This window comes from Thermococcus sp. LS2 (genome assembly GCF_012027375.1).
Classification (GTDB): domain Archaea; phylum Methanobacteriota_B; class Thermococci; order Thermococcales; family Thermococcaceae; genus Thermococcus_B.
The window spans coordinates 306,325-324,256 of the sequence record NZ_SNUI01000002.1 but is presented as its reverse complement, the minus strand read 5'-3'; the positions used below and the strand labels follow the sequence as shown (position 1 = coordinate 324,256).

Here is a 17,932-nt window from a genome sequence, read left to right as displayed (position 1 = left end):
CAATATATTAACAAAATGTTTTTAAAAATTTTGGTTACTAAATATTCAGTTAAAAAAGAATTTCACATGAAAATTTTATAAGTATTAACCCCATATTAAAGTCTAGGTGAGGTCGCGTGAAGATAAGGGAGCTTATTGAGAAACTAAATGAAAAGCAGAGGATGACTGTAAAAAGGTGTCTTCAAAGTTGTGAGATAGTAGACTTAGACGAAGAAGTTGGCATTGAGACTAATGAAGACCTCTTAAGATTTTTAAAGCTCATCTCCAATCCGATTAGATACAAAATACTGAAAATGGTAAAAAACAGATGGATGTGCGTTTGCCTAATTTCACAAGCACTTGAAGAAGATCAGACTTTAATAAGCCATCATCTTCGCTCCCTTAAGGATATGAACCTAGTATATGAAAGGAGAGAAGGAAAGCTAAAATTTTATAAAACGAATCTTGAAGAGCTTAGGAAATATATTAAGCTTTTGGAGAAAGAGTTCAGTTAATTCTTACTGCTCTCTTTGGTGAATTTTTATGAAGAAGCTGCAGAAAGAAGTTGATAAGCTGATCAAAGAGTTTGGAGGGTATTGGAGACCGTTTGAGATGTTAGCTGCTGTCATGGAGGAACTTGGGGAGCTATCTGATGAAATGCTTAAATTTGAAAAAATTAAGGGGAAAGGGAGCATAGAAAAGCTAGAAGAGGAATTGGGGGATTTGATGTTTGCACTCTTTTGTATCGCGAACTATTATGGTATTGATGTTGAGAAAGCTCTTTTGAACTCTATAGCAAAGTATCGAAATAGAGACAAACTTAGGTGGCAATGAGAATATGTGACTACTGAAAATTGTGCAATTTACACCATCTGATAAATTACAATATTACCACTTACGTTCTCATGTAACTTTGCGGTATTATTTGGGGGCAAGATCCTAGAAGTGACGATAAATTTAACATAACAACGTGTTCCACAGTGTTCTGGAGGAGATCTAGTATGTTGGATAAGATTCGAAACATTTTTATAAACAAAAATGAGTATAAATACTGAGGTGTTACTGATGAGAGCTAAAATTGATAAAGTCGATATCCAGCTTATTAACCTCCTATCAAAAAACTCAAGGCTTACTTACAAAGAGCTTGCAGAGCAGCTGAAAACAACAAGACAGAGGATTTCTAGAAGATTGGAAAAGCTTGAAAAGATGGGGGTTATTAAAAAGTACACCATAATCCCCGATTTCGAGAAGCTTGGATATGTATATGTGATATTGGGGATTACGCTCAAGCCTGCGGCTCCAATAGATGAGATCATTGAGAGACTGAAAGACGATGATGACATTAAAATTATTGAAAGAGCTATCGGTTCACACAATCTTGTAATTCACTTAGTTGCCCCAAAGGATATGAAGGATATTGAAAAGAAAATCCATGAAATCTCCAAGAAGATAGAGGGCATTGACAAGATGGATATAACATTTATCACAGAAATTGTTAAGTTTGAGATTCTTTAGTTCTTTTCCTATCCAATTTTCGGCAATAAGCGAGGGAAAATATAATAAAGCACCCTAATTATCAACATTTTAATAAATCCTAATAGTGGGCAACATAAGGTGACAGGAATGGCAGTAATCTCAGCAATTCAAATAGCAATAATTTTTGTGTTTGGATATTTGGCATATATAGGCCATGCATTGGATAAAAAAGGCAGCATTGTGGCAGCTGTTCTTGGGCTTTTCATACTGCAGTTTGGAGGAGTGTATCCCTTTTTAGCTCTGTTGGTTTTTGTGATAATGGGAGTGCTGTCTACGAAGTATAAGTATTCCGAGAAGCTCAGGAGTGGAATTGCCCAAGAGAGAAAAGGAATCAGAAGCTGGGGAAACGTTCTTGGCAATGGTTTAGGTGCTGTTATCTTTGTAATTTTAGAATATATTACCAGACAGGACTTCCTATGGGCCGCAACTTTTGCCTCAATAGCAACGGCAAATGCTGACACCTTAGCAAGCGAACTGGGAAAAGTTCTGGGAAAGGAGCCTAGGATGATTACAAACTTTAAACCTGCAAAACCAGGAGCTAATGGCGCAATTTCAATTCAAGGAGAAATTTTTGCGTTAGTTGGAGCTATGACAATTGGAGTTATTGCTATGGTTGTAACTCAATATAAATGGCAGATATTTTTAGCCACTCTGTTGGGGGGCTTCATTGGGTGCAACATTGATAGCATTGTAGGAGCAACTTTAGAAAACAAGGGTATTGTTGATAACAACGGCACGAATTTCATTGCAACCCTTGCTGGTGGAATAGCTGGGGCAATAATATTTTTAGCCCTTGTGTGAGAATTAAAAAATGTGATGAAAAGGCGGATTGCTGAAAGGTGATGATGACCTTAGGGGCTGATTATTCTTTTTCTTCCTTTCTCCTAAGCTCTTCTTCATAAATTGTCCACAGTGCTATTAATGCACCGGGGATTCCATGTTCTGTTGCAAATGTCATATAAGGTGCTAAGTCAACAACGTAATCCGCAAATCTAAATAGCCCCCTTGGAATGCCTTCTCGCGAACCAATGAACACAACAACTTCCTTTGCGTAATACATGTCTTTCGCCAGTTCATCTTTAACCTCAGCTAGAGTATGCCCTTTGGGGTCTGTAATTATAAGCAAACGCTTGTTTCTTCTTTTGTCTCTTATCACTTGGTACAAATCCCAAACATATACAGGAACTTTCTCAATTTTCCATGGGTAAGCTTCTCTTTGAATCTGATACCTTGACTCTTGCCCAATCTTCACTCCTCTCAAAAATTCCATGAGCTCATAGCCGTCAATTTTTTCTTTCGGTGCTATTATTAGCTCTTTAACTTCAAATGCCTGAGCAGCTCTGCCAATCTTCTCACCAAAGTTTCTGCATGCTTTATAATCTCCCCAGTACGGCATCTGGACTATGCTGACTTTTTTGAAAAGCTTCCTTGCATCTGTCTTCTCTGGAGTGTACTTCTTCCACTCCTCTTTTCCAACAATGGAGATATATGCTCTATCACCGATTATCTCAACTAAAATTGCTTTATCTGGGAAGCTCAAATCAACTTCAGCATTTGTAAGCTCTTTTATTTTAGCTCCAAGCTGAACATTTACATCAACACTTGTAAAGTCGTGCTTTCCTCTCCTCTTAGTCTTGACGGCAAATGTTTCTCCCTCATTAATAAACTTGGCAAGATTTTCAGCGACACTTAAAATATCTCCAATTCTAGCAGGAACCTCATGTAAGACCTCGATAACCCTTTCAACTTCTGGGATTTCTAAAATCTTCTCTTTTGCATTTTTATCGTCAGTTTCAACTAAAATCAATCCAGAATATCCTTGAGGTGAAATCCAGACCTTAGCATCTTCCAAAGCTTCTTTGATGTAATTGCCAGCGACAGCCTCCATTCCTCTCTGAGTTTTTATCAAAAGTTTCATCGCTATCACCTAAGGAGAATTGGAGAATAAGCTTAAAAGCTTTAGCAGAAGCGCTTTAAGGGAGAAATGGAAGCAAAGAGAAATCAAATCTCTGGCTCAGCAAGAACCTTAATCTTTCTGATTTCTGCTCTCTTGAGTGGATATATCTTCTTTGCTTCCTTGGCAATCTCAGAAGCCATCTTGCCTGTGACAGCCTCAAGGACAAACTGTGTGAATGGTAACTCTTCAGCCTTCTTGTATATGATGTTTCTCATAATTTCTCTAATTGCTCTTTCTTGGCTTGTCTGAATTCTTCTTATTGCAATGACCATTCCCATAACTCTAAGCTTGTAGCCGTCCTTTGTGGTAACATTAAAGATACCATCAATTCTTGTTGTTCTTCTTCTAACTAAGCTCCTAATATAGCTCCTTGCAAGCTTGTGCCCTTTGAACTTTGTGTAAGCGTTCTGGCCCTTGACGTCATAAATCTGGAAGTAAAGCTTAACGTGACCTTTTGTGAAATCGCCAGTTAAGTCCTTGAGTGTTGTCTCTATAACTCTTCCCTTAACCTTCTCGGGATCGTCTGCTGGTGTTAAACCAATTTCTTGACTTCCGAAAAACTCAGGAGCATAAACAATATACCACTGCTTAAGCTTCCACTTATCCCTTGCAGCAGCAGCCTTTTTTCTTGGGTTAGCTCTAGCCATCTTAACACCTCCTAACTTTCACAGTTTTAAACTATCTTCGGCGATCTTGATTGAAAACACCAAATCATCCAAAGCTACTATAAGGCTTTCAATCTCACCGGAGTATTTAACTTTTGTTATGACCTTACAATCTTCCCAATAAGTTTTAACCTTTAAATTTTTTGGAAGGTTTAAGTTATCAACATCAACAGCTCTCGCTATTGCCTCAGCAGTCTTTCCATCGTTGTACTGCCAGATTATCTCTGCTTTGGCTTTAATTTCCATTTGCCTGCTCCCCCAACGCTTTGTTTATAAGCTCTGCAAATTCTTCTAGTTTGTTCTTTGGAAATCTAATGCCAGCAGCTATTGCATGACCTCCGCCTTCTCCGCCAATAATCTCTGCAACTTTTCTTAGTGCTTCTCCGAGATGATATCCCTTAGCTAATGCTCTCTCTGTAGTTCTTGCGGAGCCTTTAATGAGGTTATCATCTTCTTCGCTGTCTGCTAAAACAATCACCGGCTTCTCTGGATTTGCAAGCTTTGAACTTATTGCCATGTTTGCAGCTATACCAACGAGAGTATCCTTGATATTCCTACCAGCATAGAAAACATAAACATTTTCTTTTTCAATAACTGTGCTGTTCCAGTTCTGTATTAAATATTTCCTTGCTTCTATCTGCTCTCTCTTGTACTCATCAACCAGCTTTAGTGCAGCCTTAAATGCATCTTCATCCCCCAGGCATATAGCTACTCCGAGAGTTCCGGCATTTAACCTTCCTGTAGCATTGAGGAGAGTAGCGAATTCTCTTGCTTCATGTCTTGAATCGCCTTCTTTGTAGAGCTTTATCAAAACAACATCGCCGATTATTCTGTCAATCACTTCCTTTCCGGCTCCATGTTTAATCAGATGAATGACAACTAAGTCGTTGAACCTCTTCTTTTCTTCCTCTCTAAGCTGCCAGTAGTACATATCTGGGTCAAATCCCTTAGCCCTGAGAAACTCAATGGCTTTTCTCTCGTCTCCGGTAATCTCTGGAATCTCTGGATTAGTGGCATAAGCGAGCATTTGGTAAAGCTTCCTCGTTTCTCTTCCGTAAAGTCTGATTTCTTTTCTTATTTCAATCAAGTCAAGTTCTTTTGCATCCTCTATTATGTCCAAGTTCATACCGTGGAACTGCCCATCTATTTCCTGCATATCTCCAACGGCACCAACTAAGGCCAAATAACTTAAATCCTTGTTTTTCTCGTTAATCTCTTTTGCAACAAAATAAGCAACTCCAGAACCGCTTAAGTCCCTGACGCTGTCGGCTCCAAATTGTGTTGGGTTAACTAAGATGTGGTTGTCATTCTCAATCTCTCCGTCTTCTGGTGGGTGGTGATCAGCTATAACAACGCTTGCATCGCTGAGATATTTCTCAATGAGCTTTATTGATCCGCTGCCTAAATCGCTGAAAACGTAAATTTTCTGTTTTTCATTTGCGAGCTCCTTGATTAAATCTTCACTGAGCTGTTTAACAATGCTTAAATGGAAGTTTCCTCCTTCTCGTGCAACGGCCTTTGCCAGAATAGCCCCTGCGGTTATTCCATCGGCATCTCTGTGAGAAATTATGCGTATAGTGTGTCCTAACTCGATATGCATTTTTATTAGTTCAGCACCCTCTCTAACCTTCTCTAAAAATGCACTTTTGTCCATCATATCACCTTAATAAGGAAAAAGTGAGAAATCAGCGGACTAAGAGTTTTGCTTGCTCTGGATCGTATCTCCACTTTGGTGGGAGCTTTCCTGTTCTTCTATAGTACTTTACAAGTCTTCTAATCTTGCTCTCAATGAGCTGAAGTCCTCTTCTTGAGTGCTTGTCCTTGGGGTGCTCCTCGAGGTGCCTTCTTAAGTTTACGGCTCTCTTAATGAGGAACATCAAGTCCTCTGGAATCTCTGGTGCTAAACCGTTCTCCTCGAGGATCTTGGTTATCTTTTTGCCTGTGATCAGCTTGACGCTTGGAATTCCATACTGGTCTCTGAGAATAGTCCCTATCATAGCTGTGCTGTAACCTTCTTTTCTAAGCTTTATAACGAGGTTCTCAACTTCTTCAGCTGTATATTCCACCCAAGTTGGTGGAGCAGTCCTTGGAGGTCTCTTTGATCCAGATTTACCTCTCTTTCTCGCATGTATCCTTGCCATGTACAACACCTCCTTGGCGACGGCCAGCTCCCGCCAGCCGTCCCTTATGGCATAGCCAATTGGAATTGCCGAGGTGTGTTTAAAAAGTTTTGCCTGTTGAGTGTTAACTATTGTTGATGGTGTAGAAATTACGAAAAATTTAAAAAATTCTGGAAGCAATTAGATTATCATGCGAAGATTAAAAGACCTGAATCAAGAGGAACTTCATGAGATTATGGAATACGCTAGCGAGCTAAGAAACAATGGATTAAGCTACTCTGAGATATCAAAGGCAATAGCAGAAGATAAGGGCGTAAAAATTTCAAAAGCTACTGTTATAAGATGGTGTAAAGAAATGCACAATCCTCTGAACAGGATTAAAGAGGTGAACTTAAAACCTTCTCCAGATTTATCCTATGCTATTGGGGTCTATTTTGGTGATGCTAGTGTAAATGCTGACAAAAGATACAGGTACAGGATAAGGCTTTAAGGTTATCGATAGAGAATTTGCCGAAGAATTCGCTAAAGCGTTGAAATCTCTAGGCCTAAATCCGAGGGTGTATTATGAGAACGATTCAACGAGGAGTGGAAGATGGAGCGTTGAGGCGACGAGCAAGGAATTATATCTGTTCTTGATAAGACCGAGGGAGGTTTTATTTGATATTGCCAAGCTTTATCCAAGAGAGTTTTTGAGAGGATTTTTCGATAGTGAAGGATGTGTTTGTTTAGATAGAAAACGAAAGCGAGCTTTCATATCAGCTTCTAACTATGACATTGGTCTTCTCAGGTTTTGTAAAGAACTACTGGAAGATATTGGAATAGAAAGCACCATAGTGTTAACGAAAAAGAAGGGGAGTAAAGCTATAATCCGAGGAAAGGAGTACAGGTACACCTCAGATCTTTACGAGATAAGAATATCAAAACTCCAAAGCATTCGTGCCTTTCACGTTGATATTGGATTCACAATTGAGCGAAAACAAAAACTCCTCCAGAGCTATCTGGATTACGTAACGGGCAGAACTTTTACTCTTTAATGTCGTATCTCTTTTACTAATAGAAAGAAACTGGTAGCGGGGGGAGGATTTGAACCTCCGACCTCCGGGTTATGAGCCCGGCGGGCACTCCTAGCTGCCCCACCCCGCTGCACAACCCGATACCTACTAATATATGGTGAGTTTATAAACTTTACTGTTTTAGAACTCGGGCTACAAAACTTTTTTGCCCAATTTAACTAATTTCAATAACAAAACAAGCCTTTGCAACCACTTAAGCTACATTTTAGAGACTGTAAAAGCTTTAAACCCCTATGAGATATCTCTTATGGTGATGGTATGTATCTAACAAAGGAAGAGGAGCTTATTTTGGCCGGGGAGTATGGATATGCTCTCCAGAAAGCTATGGAGATTCTCGTTGCTCTCGGTGAAATTTACGGAGCTGATAGGTTAATTCCAATCAAAAGCGCCCAAATAGCCGGAGTTTCTTATAAAAATATTGGGGACGCTGGCATAGAATTTTTGAGAGATTTTGTAGATGCAGGGGCAAAAGTTAGTGTATATACAACTCTAAATCCCGCAGGAATTGGCAATGAAGAGTTCATGGAAAAACAAAGAGAGATTCTGGAGCTTTATAAGGCTATGGGAATTGAAATAACTTCAACATGCACCCCATACTATGGAGCAAATCTGCCCAAGTTTGGTGATCATATTGCTTGGAGTGAGAGTTCTGCCGTAAGTTTTGCAAACTCGATTATCGGAGCTAGGACAAACAGAGAAGGAGGGCCTTCAAGCCTAGCGGCTGCTATCGTTGGAAAAACACCAAATTATGGGCTTCACCTAGAAGAAAATAGAAAAGCAACCGTTATCATTGAAGTTCAAGCTAAAGTTAAAGATTTTGTTGACTACAGCTTTTTAGGATACTACCTCGGAAATGTTCTCAAAAATGATGTTCCCTATTTTAAAGGGCTGAAACCTGAAAAGACAGATTATTTGAAAGAGCTCGGGGCTTCAATGGCTGCAACGGGTTCAGTTGCTTTGTACCATGTTGAGAGCGAAACCCCAGAATATAAAACTGCCATCACAGACAAGCTTGAGAAAATACAAGTTGATGATAAGGAGCTCAAGGAAGTTAAAGAGAAATACAATGCTGATTGGAACGAAATTGACGCTATCTTAATTGGCTGTCCACATGCATCAATTCATGAAATAAAAGAAGTTGCTGAGCTTTTGAGAATGCGTGGAAAACCGCTGAAAATACCCCTTTTCATAACAGCAAGCAGAGTTGTAAAATATCTGGCAGATTCTTTGGGTTATACTGAAGTTATAGAACGCTACAACGGAAGGATAATCGTTGATGCATGCCTAATTGTCTCACCAATTGAGAGCTGGTACAGGGGAATTGCAACGAACAGTGGAAAGGCGAGCTTCTATTTTTCATCGGCTGGACTAAAAGTAAGGCTTGATAACACAGATAAGCTGCTTCTTGAAGCTCCATGAGGTGAGGGCAATGAAGCTCAAAGGGAGAAAGATAACAAAAGGAAAGGCAAAAGGGATTGCGTTGGTTTCCCAAAAGCCGCTCTCATTTTTGGGTGGAATTGATCCTAGAACGGGCATTGTAACTGATGCTGAGAGCGACATAAAGGGGGAGAGTGTTAAAGATAAAATCCTTGTGTTCCCAAGGGGCAAGGGCTCAACTGTTGGTTCTTATGTTATTTACCAGCTCAAAAAGAACAATGTTGCCCCAAAAGCCATTGTAGTTGAAGATGCCGAGACGATAGTGGCAACTGGTGCAATAATTGCAGAAATTCCTATGGTAGATAAGATTGATATAAAGAAAATTAGGAGCGGCCAAATCATTGAGGTTGATGCTGATAAGGGGGAAGTTATAATCCACGAAGAGGAAGACATTTAAATGATTGTCCAAAAAGAAAGGTAAGGTGAAAAAATGCCGAAAGGAATTTACGAGTGCATCAACTGCGGCCATAGGGAGGTTAGAGATTCTACAGAACCACTGGTTGAGAATGCTTGTCCTCACTGCGGTGGTGATATGGTTCTTGTAGGATTTACTGAAGAGCTTGAGGCTTCGGAGAAGCAAGTTCCTCAGGAGTTAATGCGGAAAATTAGGGAATTTTATGAAATTGGGAGCATTCTCAGACAAGATGCAAATATGATAGCATTTGAAGTTTATTCAATCAAGGAGACGAATTTTGAAAAAGTGTTAAAAGAGCTTGAAGTTTTAGGTTATTGGGCAGCTCTGAAAAGGAGAAATGGAAAGATCGTTCTTTATGTGTTTCCTGCGCAGCCTATAAAAGAAGAGAATCCTTTAATTGGGATAATTCTTTTCATAGCAACTCTGATAAGTACCTTTGGTGCTGGCTACATTCTGTCTTTGGGTTATGTCCAAACCTTGGATCAGTACAACCTTCCGGGCATTAGAAACATCTACCTCAATGCTTTAGCTTTCTCTATAAGCATAATGACAATCCTTGGAACTCATGAGATGGGGCACAAAATAGCAGCAACTTTGCACGGAGTAAAATCGACGTTTCCATACTTTATTCCATTTCCTTCATTCATAGGGACAATGGGAGCAGTAATTAGAGTTAAGTCCCCCATTCCAACAAGAAATGCTGCCATTGATTTAGGAGTAAGCGGACCTTTGGCTGGATTTTTGGTGGCCCTACCTGTCTCCATACTCGGGCTGAAGCTTTCCGTGGTAGTCCCAGTTTCTCCTCAAGAAATGGAGGGTGCAGTTTATTTTGGGACTAACCTGCTGTTTGAGATATTTTACAAAGTTTTTTACGGTGATATTGGTAGCAATGTAGTTCTTCAGCTTCATCCTGTCGCAATTGCGGGCTGGGTGGGAATTCTGGTAACATTCCTAAATTTGTTCCCAGCAGCTCAACTTGATGGAGGACACATAGCTAGGGCTTTTTTAAATGAAAAGGCACATGCATATCTAACCTTTGGATTAGGTTTTGCACTACTTGTTTTAAGCTATCTCTGGGTTGGCTGGCTGGTATGGGGAGGCATTATACTTTTGATGGGCAGAATAGGCAATCCAGGAGCGCTAGATGAAGTTAGTCCCGTCTCTACAAAAAGAAAAATACTAGCAGTCATAGCTCTTATGATTTTCATACTCTCTGCAACGCCTGTACCATTAGCTACCCGCTGATTTCTTTTCTTTTAGTATCTGCTCTATGTCATAGTAAATGGAGTCACGGGACACTCCAAAGGTTCTTGCGACCTCTGAGATGTTCAGCACTTTTGGATTGTAATTGAACAGCTCCAAAGCTCTGGCAAGGATTCTTCTTCTTTCTTTTATGCTCAACTTTTTAAGAACTATCTCTTGCTCCGGAATGTTGTATACAACAATTCCCACCGCATATGTTCTTCTTGTTACGGGTGTTGTATAAGTTCCAACTTCAAAATCAACAATTTCCATGGAGCTTTTTATCTGTTTGTTGATAATCTCCTGAAGTTTCTTCATTGCATCTCTTTTATTTTTTCCACTTGTGTATGCGGTTATTATGCCTTTTTCTGCTGGTTGGGTTTCGTCAATAACCACAGCAATTGTAATGTTCATAAAAGCTCCAAAATTTAGGAAAATTTTTGATTTTTCTATTTTACCTGGAGTTTTTAGAAACTCTCTTTTTGAATCCTCTTCAATATTACTTAGACATTCTCCAATATTTGCAGATTCCGATTGGAAAATTTTTAATACCATTTATGACACCTTGAATAATCATTATTGCGTATAATCGTCTCAGATTTGAGCAAAAAGATATATAACCTTTTTCCTATTAAAATTGATGAAAGACGTCAATGGGGGTGGATGTTATGAGGAGGAAGGCTCAGGGTGCAATTGAGTATTTGTTTATGATCGCTGCAGCATTGATTATAATCGCGATTGTGCTGAAGTACTTAAGAGGTGCTGGGGAGTCAACTGGTGAAGTCGTTAACCAAAGTGCTTCAAAGTTAACAGAACTTGTAAATCAGTCTATACAAAATGCTACAAAGTGATAATTAAATTTTTGTTTTTTATCTACCTTTTAGCTATCGATTATTAGTTGAACTTAATAGTAACCCATTTAGCAACTGTATCGTTTTTATTTCATCCACGCCATTATAATAACTTGACATGGAAACTCTAAATCACCGGGATCAAAGTATGTTTTGCCATTCACTTTAACTGCTTTGTTATGCTCATTGAGATTGGGGTTATTATAGTCAAATTCTTCTTCGCTCCAAGTATACTCCCATCCATTGCAGAGCTGAACTTTAATCTTCTTTATTTTCTCAGCATCCCCAGCAACATAGACGTCTATTCTGTATTTTCCCTGGTATCTTCCACTTTTGTAGTATTTCAAATTTACAGTGACATAAAAATCACAATATGGATTTCCAGCAATTGGGCGACACTCAGGTGGATATTTATACATTGCTTGCCATGCTATTTTTGTGTCTGTTTCTTCTGTCTTTGCAGAACCCTCGGGATCAATGTATATAATCCCTGTAATGGGAACTTCTTTTACCGCAGGTTCGCTGTATTTAATCACGATAGCAACAATTATAATTGCAACAGCTATGAGAAAGAGATATCCTAAGGAGCCTTGTCCTTTTCTCATGACGCCTCCCAACCTAAAGACATTAGTGGTATGATGTAGTATTTAACAATTTCGCTTAGTACTTATATTCCTAACAACAGTTATGACAACCTTAAGGTGCTACTCCTTCTCACACTCACACGGACTCTTTCTACAGTAGGGGCAAACACCAGGATATTTCTTGAGGGCTGCTTTTTCAAGGTCAACATTAGCCAAATTAGCTAAGCTTACAAGCCATGCAAGGACATCGGCGAATTCCTCTTCCATGTCTTCTTGTTTTCCTTTTCTCAAAGCCTCAGCAAGCTCACCAACTTCTTCGACAAACCATAAGAAAGTTCTTTCTAGTCCCCTCTTTGAATCTCTATGAAAATATATGTCCTTTATCATTTGCTGGAACTCTTTAATCTCCATTTTATCACCTCTCAAGGGCTCCGAAGTGGAGGTTCATCATCTTTCAGTGCAATTCGCTCTCTTCATTGCCTAAATTAACCTCTCTTTTTGAGTTTTAAAGTTAACTATGCAAAAAAGCTTTAACCTTTGCCTGCATAATTTCTTAAAAAGAGCGTTGGTGAGTGACATGGGATTATTTTCCTTCGGTTCTAAAAAGGATAAAGTCAGAAAGATGCTTGAAAGCAATCAGATTGAGAGGGTAGTGGAACAGGCATCGCGGGATAAGAAAATCCTCAATGCTCTCTTTGAGCTTCTTAACGAGGGAAATCCCGGCATTGTTGGGGATTCTTTGCTGGCTCTTACAAGCATCCTTGAACGAGATAAAAATGTTGTTATCAAGAATCTCAAGAAAGATTATGTTCTTAAGTTCCTCGATCTTGTCAAGTCAAGGAACTCCTACGTAAAAGAAAACGCAATGATATTCCTTGGATTCCTAATGAAAGAAAATCCCGAGTTGTTTATCGAGTACAAAGGGGAAATTATTGATGAGATTAGGGATATCCTAATGTCTGGAAACAAAAATGACAAAGCATTTGCCTCTTTGATGATTAAGGAATTCAAGCTAGCAGAACTCAAGCCGTATGTTGAAGAGCTTGTGAATGTTCAAGAGAAAGTTATTCTGCCGTTTGAGGGTATGAAGTGGATACCTCTTGGAGAAATAGCAAAGGATGCATTAAGAGAACTTGAGAGGTGATTAAATGCTGCAGTGGTTGATATTTTTGGTTTTGTTGATTTTAGCTGGCTATTTGATTTTGAAGCTGACGCTGGCGATATTAAAGTGGATGGCAATGAACACAATAGTAGGATTGATTTTAGTAGGCATAATCAATTTCCTCGGCGTTGCCCACATTGAACTGAACCTCATTAATCTCTTGATAATAGCTGTGGGCGGAGTTGTTGGAGTTTTCATTTTGTTGGTATTGTCTTTTATCTAGCCTTTTACCTTTTTATGACCAAATCTTTATAAATTCGAATTCTTTTAAGTCGTTAGCGAGAGCAGTTTTGGGGTGATGCTCATGTCTCACACTTCAGCTGAAATGTATGAATTAAAGAAAAAGGTTGAGGAACTGAAAAAAATTAGAGGGCGAGCGACTGAGCTTGTCTCTCTGTATATCCCTGCAGGTTATGATCTCAATAAAGTCATGCAGCAGCTTAGAGAGGAGTATGGAACCGCCCAGAATATTAAGTCAAAATCAACTCGAAAGAATGTCCTTGGAGCTTTGGAAAGAGCAATGCAACACTTAAAACTCTACAAACAGACACCACCAACTGGGCTAGCTTTGTTTGTCGGAAACGTTAGCGAGCAAGAAGGGGTTAGCGACATTAGGGTATTTGCAATCATCCCACCAGAGCCTCTAAAAGTTAGACTATATCGATGTGATCAGACTTTTGTTACAGAACCATTGGAAGAGATGCTTCGTGTTAAAGAGGCTTATGGCCTTATAACAGTTGAGAAAAACGAGGCAACTATAGGAATCCTTAGAGGAAAGAGAATTGAAGTTGTCGATGAACTCACATCCAACGTTCCAGGAAAGACAAGAGCTGGTGGTCAGTCTGCAAGAAGATACGAGAGAATTAGAGAGCAAGAGACTCACGAATTCATGAAAAGAATTGGAGAACACGCTAATAAGGCATTTCTCCCTCTCTTAGAGAAAGGAGAGCTCAAAGGGATTATCATTGGTGGCCCTGGACCAACGAAAGAAGAGTTCATTGAAGGAGACTACCTCCATCACGAGCTCAGGAAAAAGATAATTGGTGTAGTTGACATCAGTTACCATGGAGAATATGGACTGAGGGAGCTCGTTGAAAAGGCAAGCGACATTCTATCGGAACACGAAGCAATTAAGGAGAAAAAGCTTGTCCAGGACTTCTTCAGACATCTAGTTAAAGACACTGGACTGATAACCTATGGTGAAAAGGAGGTTAGAAAGGCTTTGGAGCTTGGAGCCGTTGATACATTATTGATAAGCGAAGGATATGACAAAGTTAGAGCCAAAGCTAAATGTAACAACTGCGGCTGGGAAGAGCTTAAAACAATGAGCGAGCAGGAGTTTGAAGTTTACAAGAGGAAGCTTAAGACATGTCCAAAGTGCGGAAGCCAGAACATCAGCTTTGAGAAGTGGGACGTTGCCGAGGAGCTAATAAAAATGGCGGAAGAAATAGGAGCTAACGTTGAGATCATTTCGCTTGACACCGAGGAAGGACAGCAGTTCTATAAAGCCTTTGGTGGACTGGGAGCATTCTTAAGGTATAAGCTCCAGTGAAGCTAGAAGCTCTTTTATTCTATCCCTTGTTTCCTTTCCATCCATCACATATGGAGGTCTTAATACTGGCTTTATTGAAAATCCTCTAAGCTGCATTGCAATCTTTATTGCAGAGCCGAAAGAAGATGCCAAGCTGTAAATTTGGGAAAGTTTTGCCAGCTTTTTGGCATATTCAAACATCTCGGGCTTTTTCTCTTCAAATGCCTTGAAAAGCTTGAGATGAATTTCAGGAGCAAAGTTTGCACACGCCATTATTCCACCATCGCCTCCCAGAATTAGTGTGTTTAGAAAGTGATGATCCAAACCAGTAAACACTTTAAAGTCTTTTCTCTCTCCTTTAACCTCAAAGATAACGTCTCTCACATGGCTTATGCTATCTATTGTTTCTTTAATTCCAGCTATGTTATCATACTCAAGGGCTAGCTTTTTTATCAGTGGGACACTCAGAGGATTCGCGCAGCTTGGAATGTTGTAGAGAATTATTGGAATGTCTGCTTTCTCAGCAATCAGTGAATAATGAGTGAAGAGGGCTTCGTCATTTAAGGGGCAGTAGTATGGTGGAGCGATCACTACATAATCTGCACCAATATCTTCAGCGTGTCTTGTGAGCTCTATAACTTCAAAAGTGTTTGTTGAGGCTGTTCCCACTAGGTAAAACGATGCGTTCACAAGTTCCCGTCCTTTTTCAGCTAGAAGCTTTCTTTCTTCTTTGGTTAAGCTTATGAATTCTCCAGTAGTTGCGTTTATGAAAATTCCATGAACCCCGACTCTTTGGAGGTAATTTATGTGTTCCTCTAAAGCCTGAAAATCCAGTGAATAGTCTTCATTAAATGGAGTAACCAACGGGACTATCACACCCTTCATAAACTCACCGTATTCCTTTGGTTTTTGTCCTATTTAGGGTTTTCCAAATTTCGGTAATACTCGATTTTTGAGTAAAAGTTATATAGACAAATAATGATAATCAAAATAGGTGAGAGCATGAGAAAACTTCTAGGTGTATCGCTCTCATTGTTTGGTGTTTTGTATCTGATATTTCTTCTTACTATATATCCAGTGGTTGTAAGTGGGTATGGCTCACATGAGCAAATGATATTGAATGAAGACAATGAGTTTACAGATGCCATTTATTTGAATGGCGATGTTTCATTAAAACTAACTTCAGATGCACCTTTTCACCTCAAAATTGATGGAAAAGAAATTGGAGAATTCACGACTTATTCTTCTCGGCTTAAAGGTGAGCACTTGATTGAAGTTGAAAGCGAGAGAGAATGCATTGTATATGCTGAGTTGAGGCAGCATCCTAGCCTAAAAAGCTACATCATTTCTCTTCTGCTGATATTCAGTGGTATTGTAGTAGTTTGGAAAGAAAAGAGAGCTATATAAAGAAGGAAAATTTATGAACAATCACATTCTTTCTGGAGCTTCTATTCCCATTAAATTAAGCACGTTCCTTAGGACTTGCTTTGTTGCCATAACCAATAATAAACGCTCTTCAAGTATTCCTTTCTCTGCTTTAAGCACTGGCAGTGCCATATAGAACTTGTTAAACACCATTGCAACTTCATTAGCATACCAAGCTAGAAGGTGGGGCTTTATCTCTGTTCCTACTTCCTTAACTATTTCTGGGAATCTTGAGAGCAGTTTTATGAGTTCTTTTTCTTTTTTGTCGAGGTTTGAGAAGTCCGCATTCTCTAAGAGCTTCTCGAGTTCTAAGGTAATTCCCTTTTCCTCAGCTTTTTTCAGGATTGAGGCACATCTCGCATGTGCGTATTGAACATAGGGGGCGCTTTCGCCCTCAAAGTTGAGCACATCCTCCCAGCGGAATGTTATTATCTTTTCTGGGGAGTATTTGAGCATGTTGTACCTTATTGCTCCGATTCCTACAGCCTCTGCTATTTTCTTCTTTTCTTCTTCGCATAAGTTGGGGTTCTTTTCTTCAACAAGTTCTTTTGCCCTCTTTACGGCTTCATTTACAACTTCATCAACAGTGAATCCAATCCATGTTCCTTTCCTCCCACTGAACTTACCTTCTGGCCTTACCACATGCTCATAAGCCAAGTGGTGGAAGTTCTTGTAAGCCTCTTCGTAGCCTAGGAGCTTGAGTGCATAAGCAACAACTTTTTGAGGATACCTCTGTTCAGCGCCGATGACGTTTATAACGATGTCCGCATGTCCAAACTTTCCGGGCATCGATTTGCCGTCTTTTGCAGTTGTCCATGTCTCATGTTCCCTTCCTTCAAAAATTACCCTGTCCCAAATCTTGTAAAGCATGTCTGCACTTACAAGCCCAAACTTCCACATGTGATATGCTATATCTTTTCCAGTGTAGGTGGCAGTTCCATCGCTTCTTATGAGAACCATATCTGGATTCTCCATGTCAGGGAAAAGGTCACCAAGCTTCATTATGAATGCTCCTTTATATTTCCCTTCTTTAGCCCATTCAAAGTGCTCATTTTGTTCTATTTTTTCATAAGCTTCTTCAAAGATACCGCTCCTCACTATGTCGCTCTCCCATGACAGCAAATCATAGGCAATGTTCAAGCGATATGTTGTTTGCATTTGTGCTTTAACGACTTCCTCTGCTAATCTTCTTCCAAGCTCTGCTATTTCGTTATCTCCCTCTTCGAGCTTTTTCATGAGTTCTCTGACTTCTTTTTCAACTTCTGGATTTTCTTCCATTCTCTTATGGACCTCTACATAGAGCAAACCAAGGACATGGTCTATGACGTTTTCTTTTATACATTTTTCTTCGATATCGGCTTTGATTTTTTCAAACTCCTCTTTTAGATTTAAATAACCCCATAGAACTTGAGCAAACTGGATTCCCAAGTCATCAATGTAGTTCTGGACTTCAACATTATATCCCAAGGCTTTCATGACTCTTGCCATAGTATCTCCAAGAATTGAATTTCTTGCATGCCCCATGTGAAGTGGCTTAGTGGGGTTTACTGAGGTGTGCTCTACAATGACTTTCTTTCCTTTTCCAATATTGCTCTTCCCATAATCTTCCCTTTTTGTTATGATTTCTTCTGTGATGAGCCTTCCAAATTTTTCGTAATCGAGGAAGAAGTTTATGTAACCTGCTCCTGCAACTTCAACTTTCAATATGTACTCTGGTAGCTCATTCTTAATTCCTTCTACGATTTCTTGAGCTATCAAACGAGGAGCCTTTCTAAAAACTCTCGCCAGTTGGAAAGCGACTGTAGTTGCAAAATCGCCAAGTTCCATACTTGGTGTCTCGTCAAATAATATCTCACCCTCCCAACTTTTTCCCTCTTTTTCAAGCATGTCTTTGATCCTCTTTTCGAGGATTGATTTTACTTCTTCTTTTATGTCATCATAAGCCATCTGCCACC

General features: G+C 39.5%; 24 protein-coding genes and 1 tRNA gene. 14 read left to right on the top strand and 11 right to left on the bottom strand.

Features of this window, described 5'->3' with window-relative positions:
- The first annotated feature begins 116 nt into the window (after positions 1-116).
- The 4 genes from E3E24_RS04390 (at position 117) to E3E24_RS04375 (ending at position 2,316) form a co-directional block, all read left to right on the top strand.
- Positions 117-494, top strand: coding sequence for a metalloregulator ArsR/SmtB family transcription factor (locus E3E24_RS04390; protein ID WP_167885820.1), 378 nt, complete (start codon positions 117-119; stop codon positions 492-494).
- 28 nt (positions 495-522) lie between these two features.
- Entirely contained in the window at positions 523-813 is a 291-nt protein-coding gene (locus E3E24_RS04385) for a MazG nucleotide pyrophosphohydrolase domain-containing protein (RefSeq protein WP_167885819.1), read from the top strand.
- Between the two features lie 231 nt (positions 814-1,044).
- A complete protein-coding gene (locus tag E3E24_RS04380; protein ID WP_167885818.1) occupies positions 1,045-1,494 on the top strand; it encodes an Lrp/AsnC family transcriptional regulator in 450 nt (149 codons plus the stop codon).
- A 108-nt stretch (positions 1,495-1,602) separates the two neighbouring features.
- Positions 1,603-2,316 (top strand): TIGR00297 family protein, encoded by a 714-nt coding sequence (locus tag E3E24_RS04375; protein WP_167885817.1) that lies wholly within the window; start codon positions 1,603-1,605, stop codon positions 2,314-2,316.
- A gap of 61 nt (positions 2,317-2,377) precedes the next feature.
- Here the strand turns inward: E3E24_RS04375 and E3E24_RS04370 are convergent, their stop codons facing one another.
- The 5 genes from E3E24_RS04370 to E3E24_RS04350 form a co-directional block, all read right to left on the bottom strand.
- Positions 2,378-3,433, bottom strand: a complete 1,056-nt coding sequence (locus tag E3E24_RS04370; protein WP_167886044.1) for an SPOUT family RNA methylase — start codon at positions 3,431-3,433, stop codon at positions 2,378-2,380.
- An 83-nt stretch (positions 3,434-3,516) separates the two neighbouring features.
- On the bottom strand, positions 3,517-4,119 hold the full coding sequence (locus E3E24_RS04365) for a 30S ribosomal protein S3ae (protein ID WP_167885816.1): 603 nt from the start codon (positions 4,117-4,119) through the stop codon (positions 3,517-3,519).
- A gap of 18 nt (positions 4,120-4,137) precedes the next feature.
- A complete protein-coding gene (locus E3E24_RS04360) occupies positions 4,138-4,383 on the bottom strand; it encodes a KEOPS complex subunit Pcc1 (RefSeq protein ID WP_167885815.1) in 246 nt (81 codons plus the stop codon).
- A complete protein-coding gene (locus E3E24_RS04355) occupies positions 4,373-5,791 on the bottom strand; it encodes a DHHA1 domain-containing protein (protein WP_167885814.1) in 1,419 nt (472 codons plus the stop codon). The genes E3E24_RS04360 and E3E24_RS04355 overlap by 11 nt, the downstream gene beginning before the upstream one ends.
- A 31-nt stretch (positions 5,792-5,822) precedes the next feature.
- A complete protein-coding gene (locus E3E24_RS04350; RefSeq protein ID WP_167885813.1) occupies positions 5,823-6,278 on the bottom strand; it encodes a 30S ribosomal protein S15 in 456 nt (151 codons plus the stop codon).
- Positions 6,279-6,447: 169 nt separating this feature from the next.
- Here E3E24_RS04350 and E3E24_RS12800 point away from each other — a divergent pair, with 169 nt between their 5' ends.
- The gene (locus tag E3E24_RS12800) at positions 6,448-6,747 is read left to right on the top strand and encodes a hypothetical protein (RefSeq protein WP_240912153.1); all 300 of its coding nucleotides are present in this window, start codon (positions 6,448-6,450) and stop codon (positions 6,745-6,747) included.
- 67 nt (positions 6,748-6,814) lie between these two features.
- On the top strand, positions 6,815-7,291 hold the full coding sequence (locus E3E24_RS12795; RefSeq protein WP_346766013.1) for an LAGLIDADG family homing endonuclease: 477 nt from the start codon (positions 6,815-6,817) through the stop codon (positions 7,289-7,291).
- Positions 7,292-7,322: 31 nt separating this feature from the next.
- Here E3E24_RS12795 and E3E24_RS04340 read toward each other — a convergent pair.
- Positions 7,323-7,400 (bottom strand) — tRNA-Met (locus E3E24_RS04340).
- Between the two features lie 188 nt (positions 7,401-7,588).
- On the opposite strand from E3E24_RS04340, the gene E3E24_RS04335 reads away from it, so the two are divergent.
- From E3E24_RS04335 to E3E24_RS04325, 3 genes are read left to right on the top strand one after another with little or no spacing between them, the layout of a single operon-like run.
- The gene (locus E3E24_RS04335) at positions 7,589-8,749 is read left to right on the top strand and encodes an aconitase X catalytic domain-containing protein (protein ID WP_167885812.1); all 1,161 of its coding nucleotides are present in this window, start codon (positions 7,589-7,591) and stop codon (positions 8,747-8,749) included.
- Positions 8,750-8,759: 10 nt separating this feature from the next.
- Positions 8,760-9,164, top strand: coding sequence for a DUF126 domain-containing protein (locus tag E3E24_RS04330; RefSeq protein WP_167885811.1), 405 nt, complete (start codon positions 8,760-8,762; stop codon positions 9,162-9,164).
- Between the two features lie 33 nt (positions 9,165-9,197).
- Positions 9,198-10,427: a site-2 protease family protein gene (locus tag E3E24_RS04325; protein WP_167885810.1), complete on the top strand. Its 1,230-nt coding sequence runs from the start codon at positions 9,198-9,200 to the stop codon at positions 10,425-10,427.
- Here the strand turns inward: E3E24_RS04325 and E3E24_RS04320 are convergent.
- Complete coding sequence (locus E3E24_RS04320) at positions 10,413-10,979, bottom strand: hypothetical protein (protein WP_167915694.1); 567 nt, start codon at positions 10,977-10,979, stop codon at positions 10,413-10,415. The genes E3E24_RS04325 and E3E24_RS04320 overlap by 15 nt on opposite strands.
- 113 nt (positions 10,980-11,092) lie before the next feature.
- On the opposite strand from E3E24_RS04320, the gene E3E24_RS04315 reads away from it, so the two are divergent.
- Positions 11,093-11,275, top strand: a complete 183-nt coding sequence (locus tag E3E24_RS04315) for a class III signal peptide-containing protein (protein ID WP_167717417.1) — start codon at positions 11,093-11,095, stop codon at positions 11,273-11,275.
- An 86-nt stretch (positions 11,276-11,361) separates the two neighbouring features.
- On the opposite strand, the gene E3E24_RS04310 is transcribed toward E3E24_RS04315, so the two are convergent.
- Together E3E24_RS04310 and E3E24_RS04305 are read right to left on the bottom strand one after the other, a co-directional pair.
- Positions 11,362-11,880 (bottom strand): hypothetical protein, encoded by a 519-nt coding sequence (locus E3E24_RS04310; protein ID WP_167885808.1) that lies wholly within the window; start codon positions 11,878-11,880, stop codon positions 11,362-11,364.
- 99 nt (positions 11,881-11,979) lie between these two features.
- Entirely contained in the window at positions 11,980-12,270 is a 291-nt protein-coding gene (locus E3E24_RS04305; RefSeq protein ID WP_167885807.1) for a MazG nucleotide pyrophosphohydrolase domain-containing protein, read from the bottom strand.
- Between the two features lie 166 nt (positions 12,271-12,436).
- On the opposite strand from E3E24_RS04305, the gene E3E24_RS04300 reads away from it, so the two are divergent.
- The 3 genes from E3E24_RS04300 (at position 12,437) to prf1 (ending at position 14,573) form a co-directional block, all read left to right on the top strand.
- Positions 12,437-13,003 (top strand): hypothetical protein, encoded by a 567-nt coding sequence (locus E3E24_RS04300; RefSeq protein ID WP_167885806.1) that lies wholly within the window; start codon positions 12,437-12,439, stop codon positions 13,001-13,003.
- A 4-nt stretch (positions 13,004-13,007) separates the two neighbouring features.
- Positions 13,008-13,244 (top strand): pro-sigmaK processing inhibitor BofA family protein, encoded by a 237-nt coding sequence (locus E3E24_RS04295; protein WP_167885805.1) that lies wholly within the window; start codon positions 13,008-13,010, stop codon positions 13,242-13,244.
- Between the two features lie 81 nt (positions 13,245-13,325).
- A complete protein-coding gene (gene prf1 / locus E3E24_RS04290; RefSeq protein WP_167886043.1) occupies positions 13,326-14,573 on the top strand; it encodes a peptide chain release factor aRF-1 in 1,248 nt (415 codons plus the stop codon).
- On the opposite strand, the gene E3E24_RS04285 is transcribed toward prf1, so the two are convergent.
- Positions 14,553-15,437: a dihydrodipicolinate synthase family protein gene (locus E3E24_RS04285; RefSeq protein WP_167885804.1), complete on the bottom strand. Its 885-nt coding sequence runs from the start codon at positions 15,435-15,437 to the stop codon at positions 14,553-14,555. The genes prf1 and E3E24_RS04285 overlap by 21 nt on opposite strands.
- Positions 15,438-15,554: 117 nt before the next feature.
- Between E3E24_RS04285 and E3E24_RS04280 the strand changes: the two genes are divergently transcribed.
- A complete protein-coding gene (locus tag E3E24_RS04280; protein ID WP_167885803.1) occupies positions 15,555-15,959 on the top strand; it encodes a hypothetical protein in 405 nt (134 codons plus the stop codon).
- A gap of 21 nt (positions 15,960-15,980) precedes the next feature.
- Here the strand turns inward: E3E24_RS04280 and E3E24_RS04275 are convergent, their stop codons facing one another.
- Positions 15,981-17,924: an arginine--tRNA ligase gene (locus E3E24_RS04275; protein ID WP_167885802.1), complete on the bottom strand. Its 1,944-nt coding sequence runs from the start codon at positions 17,922-17,924 to the stop codon at positions 15,981-15,983.
- Positions 17,925-17,932 lie beyond the last annotated feature (8 nt).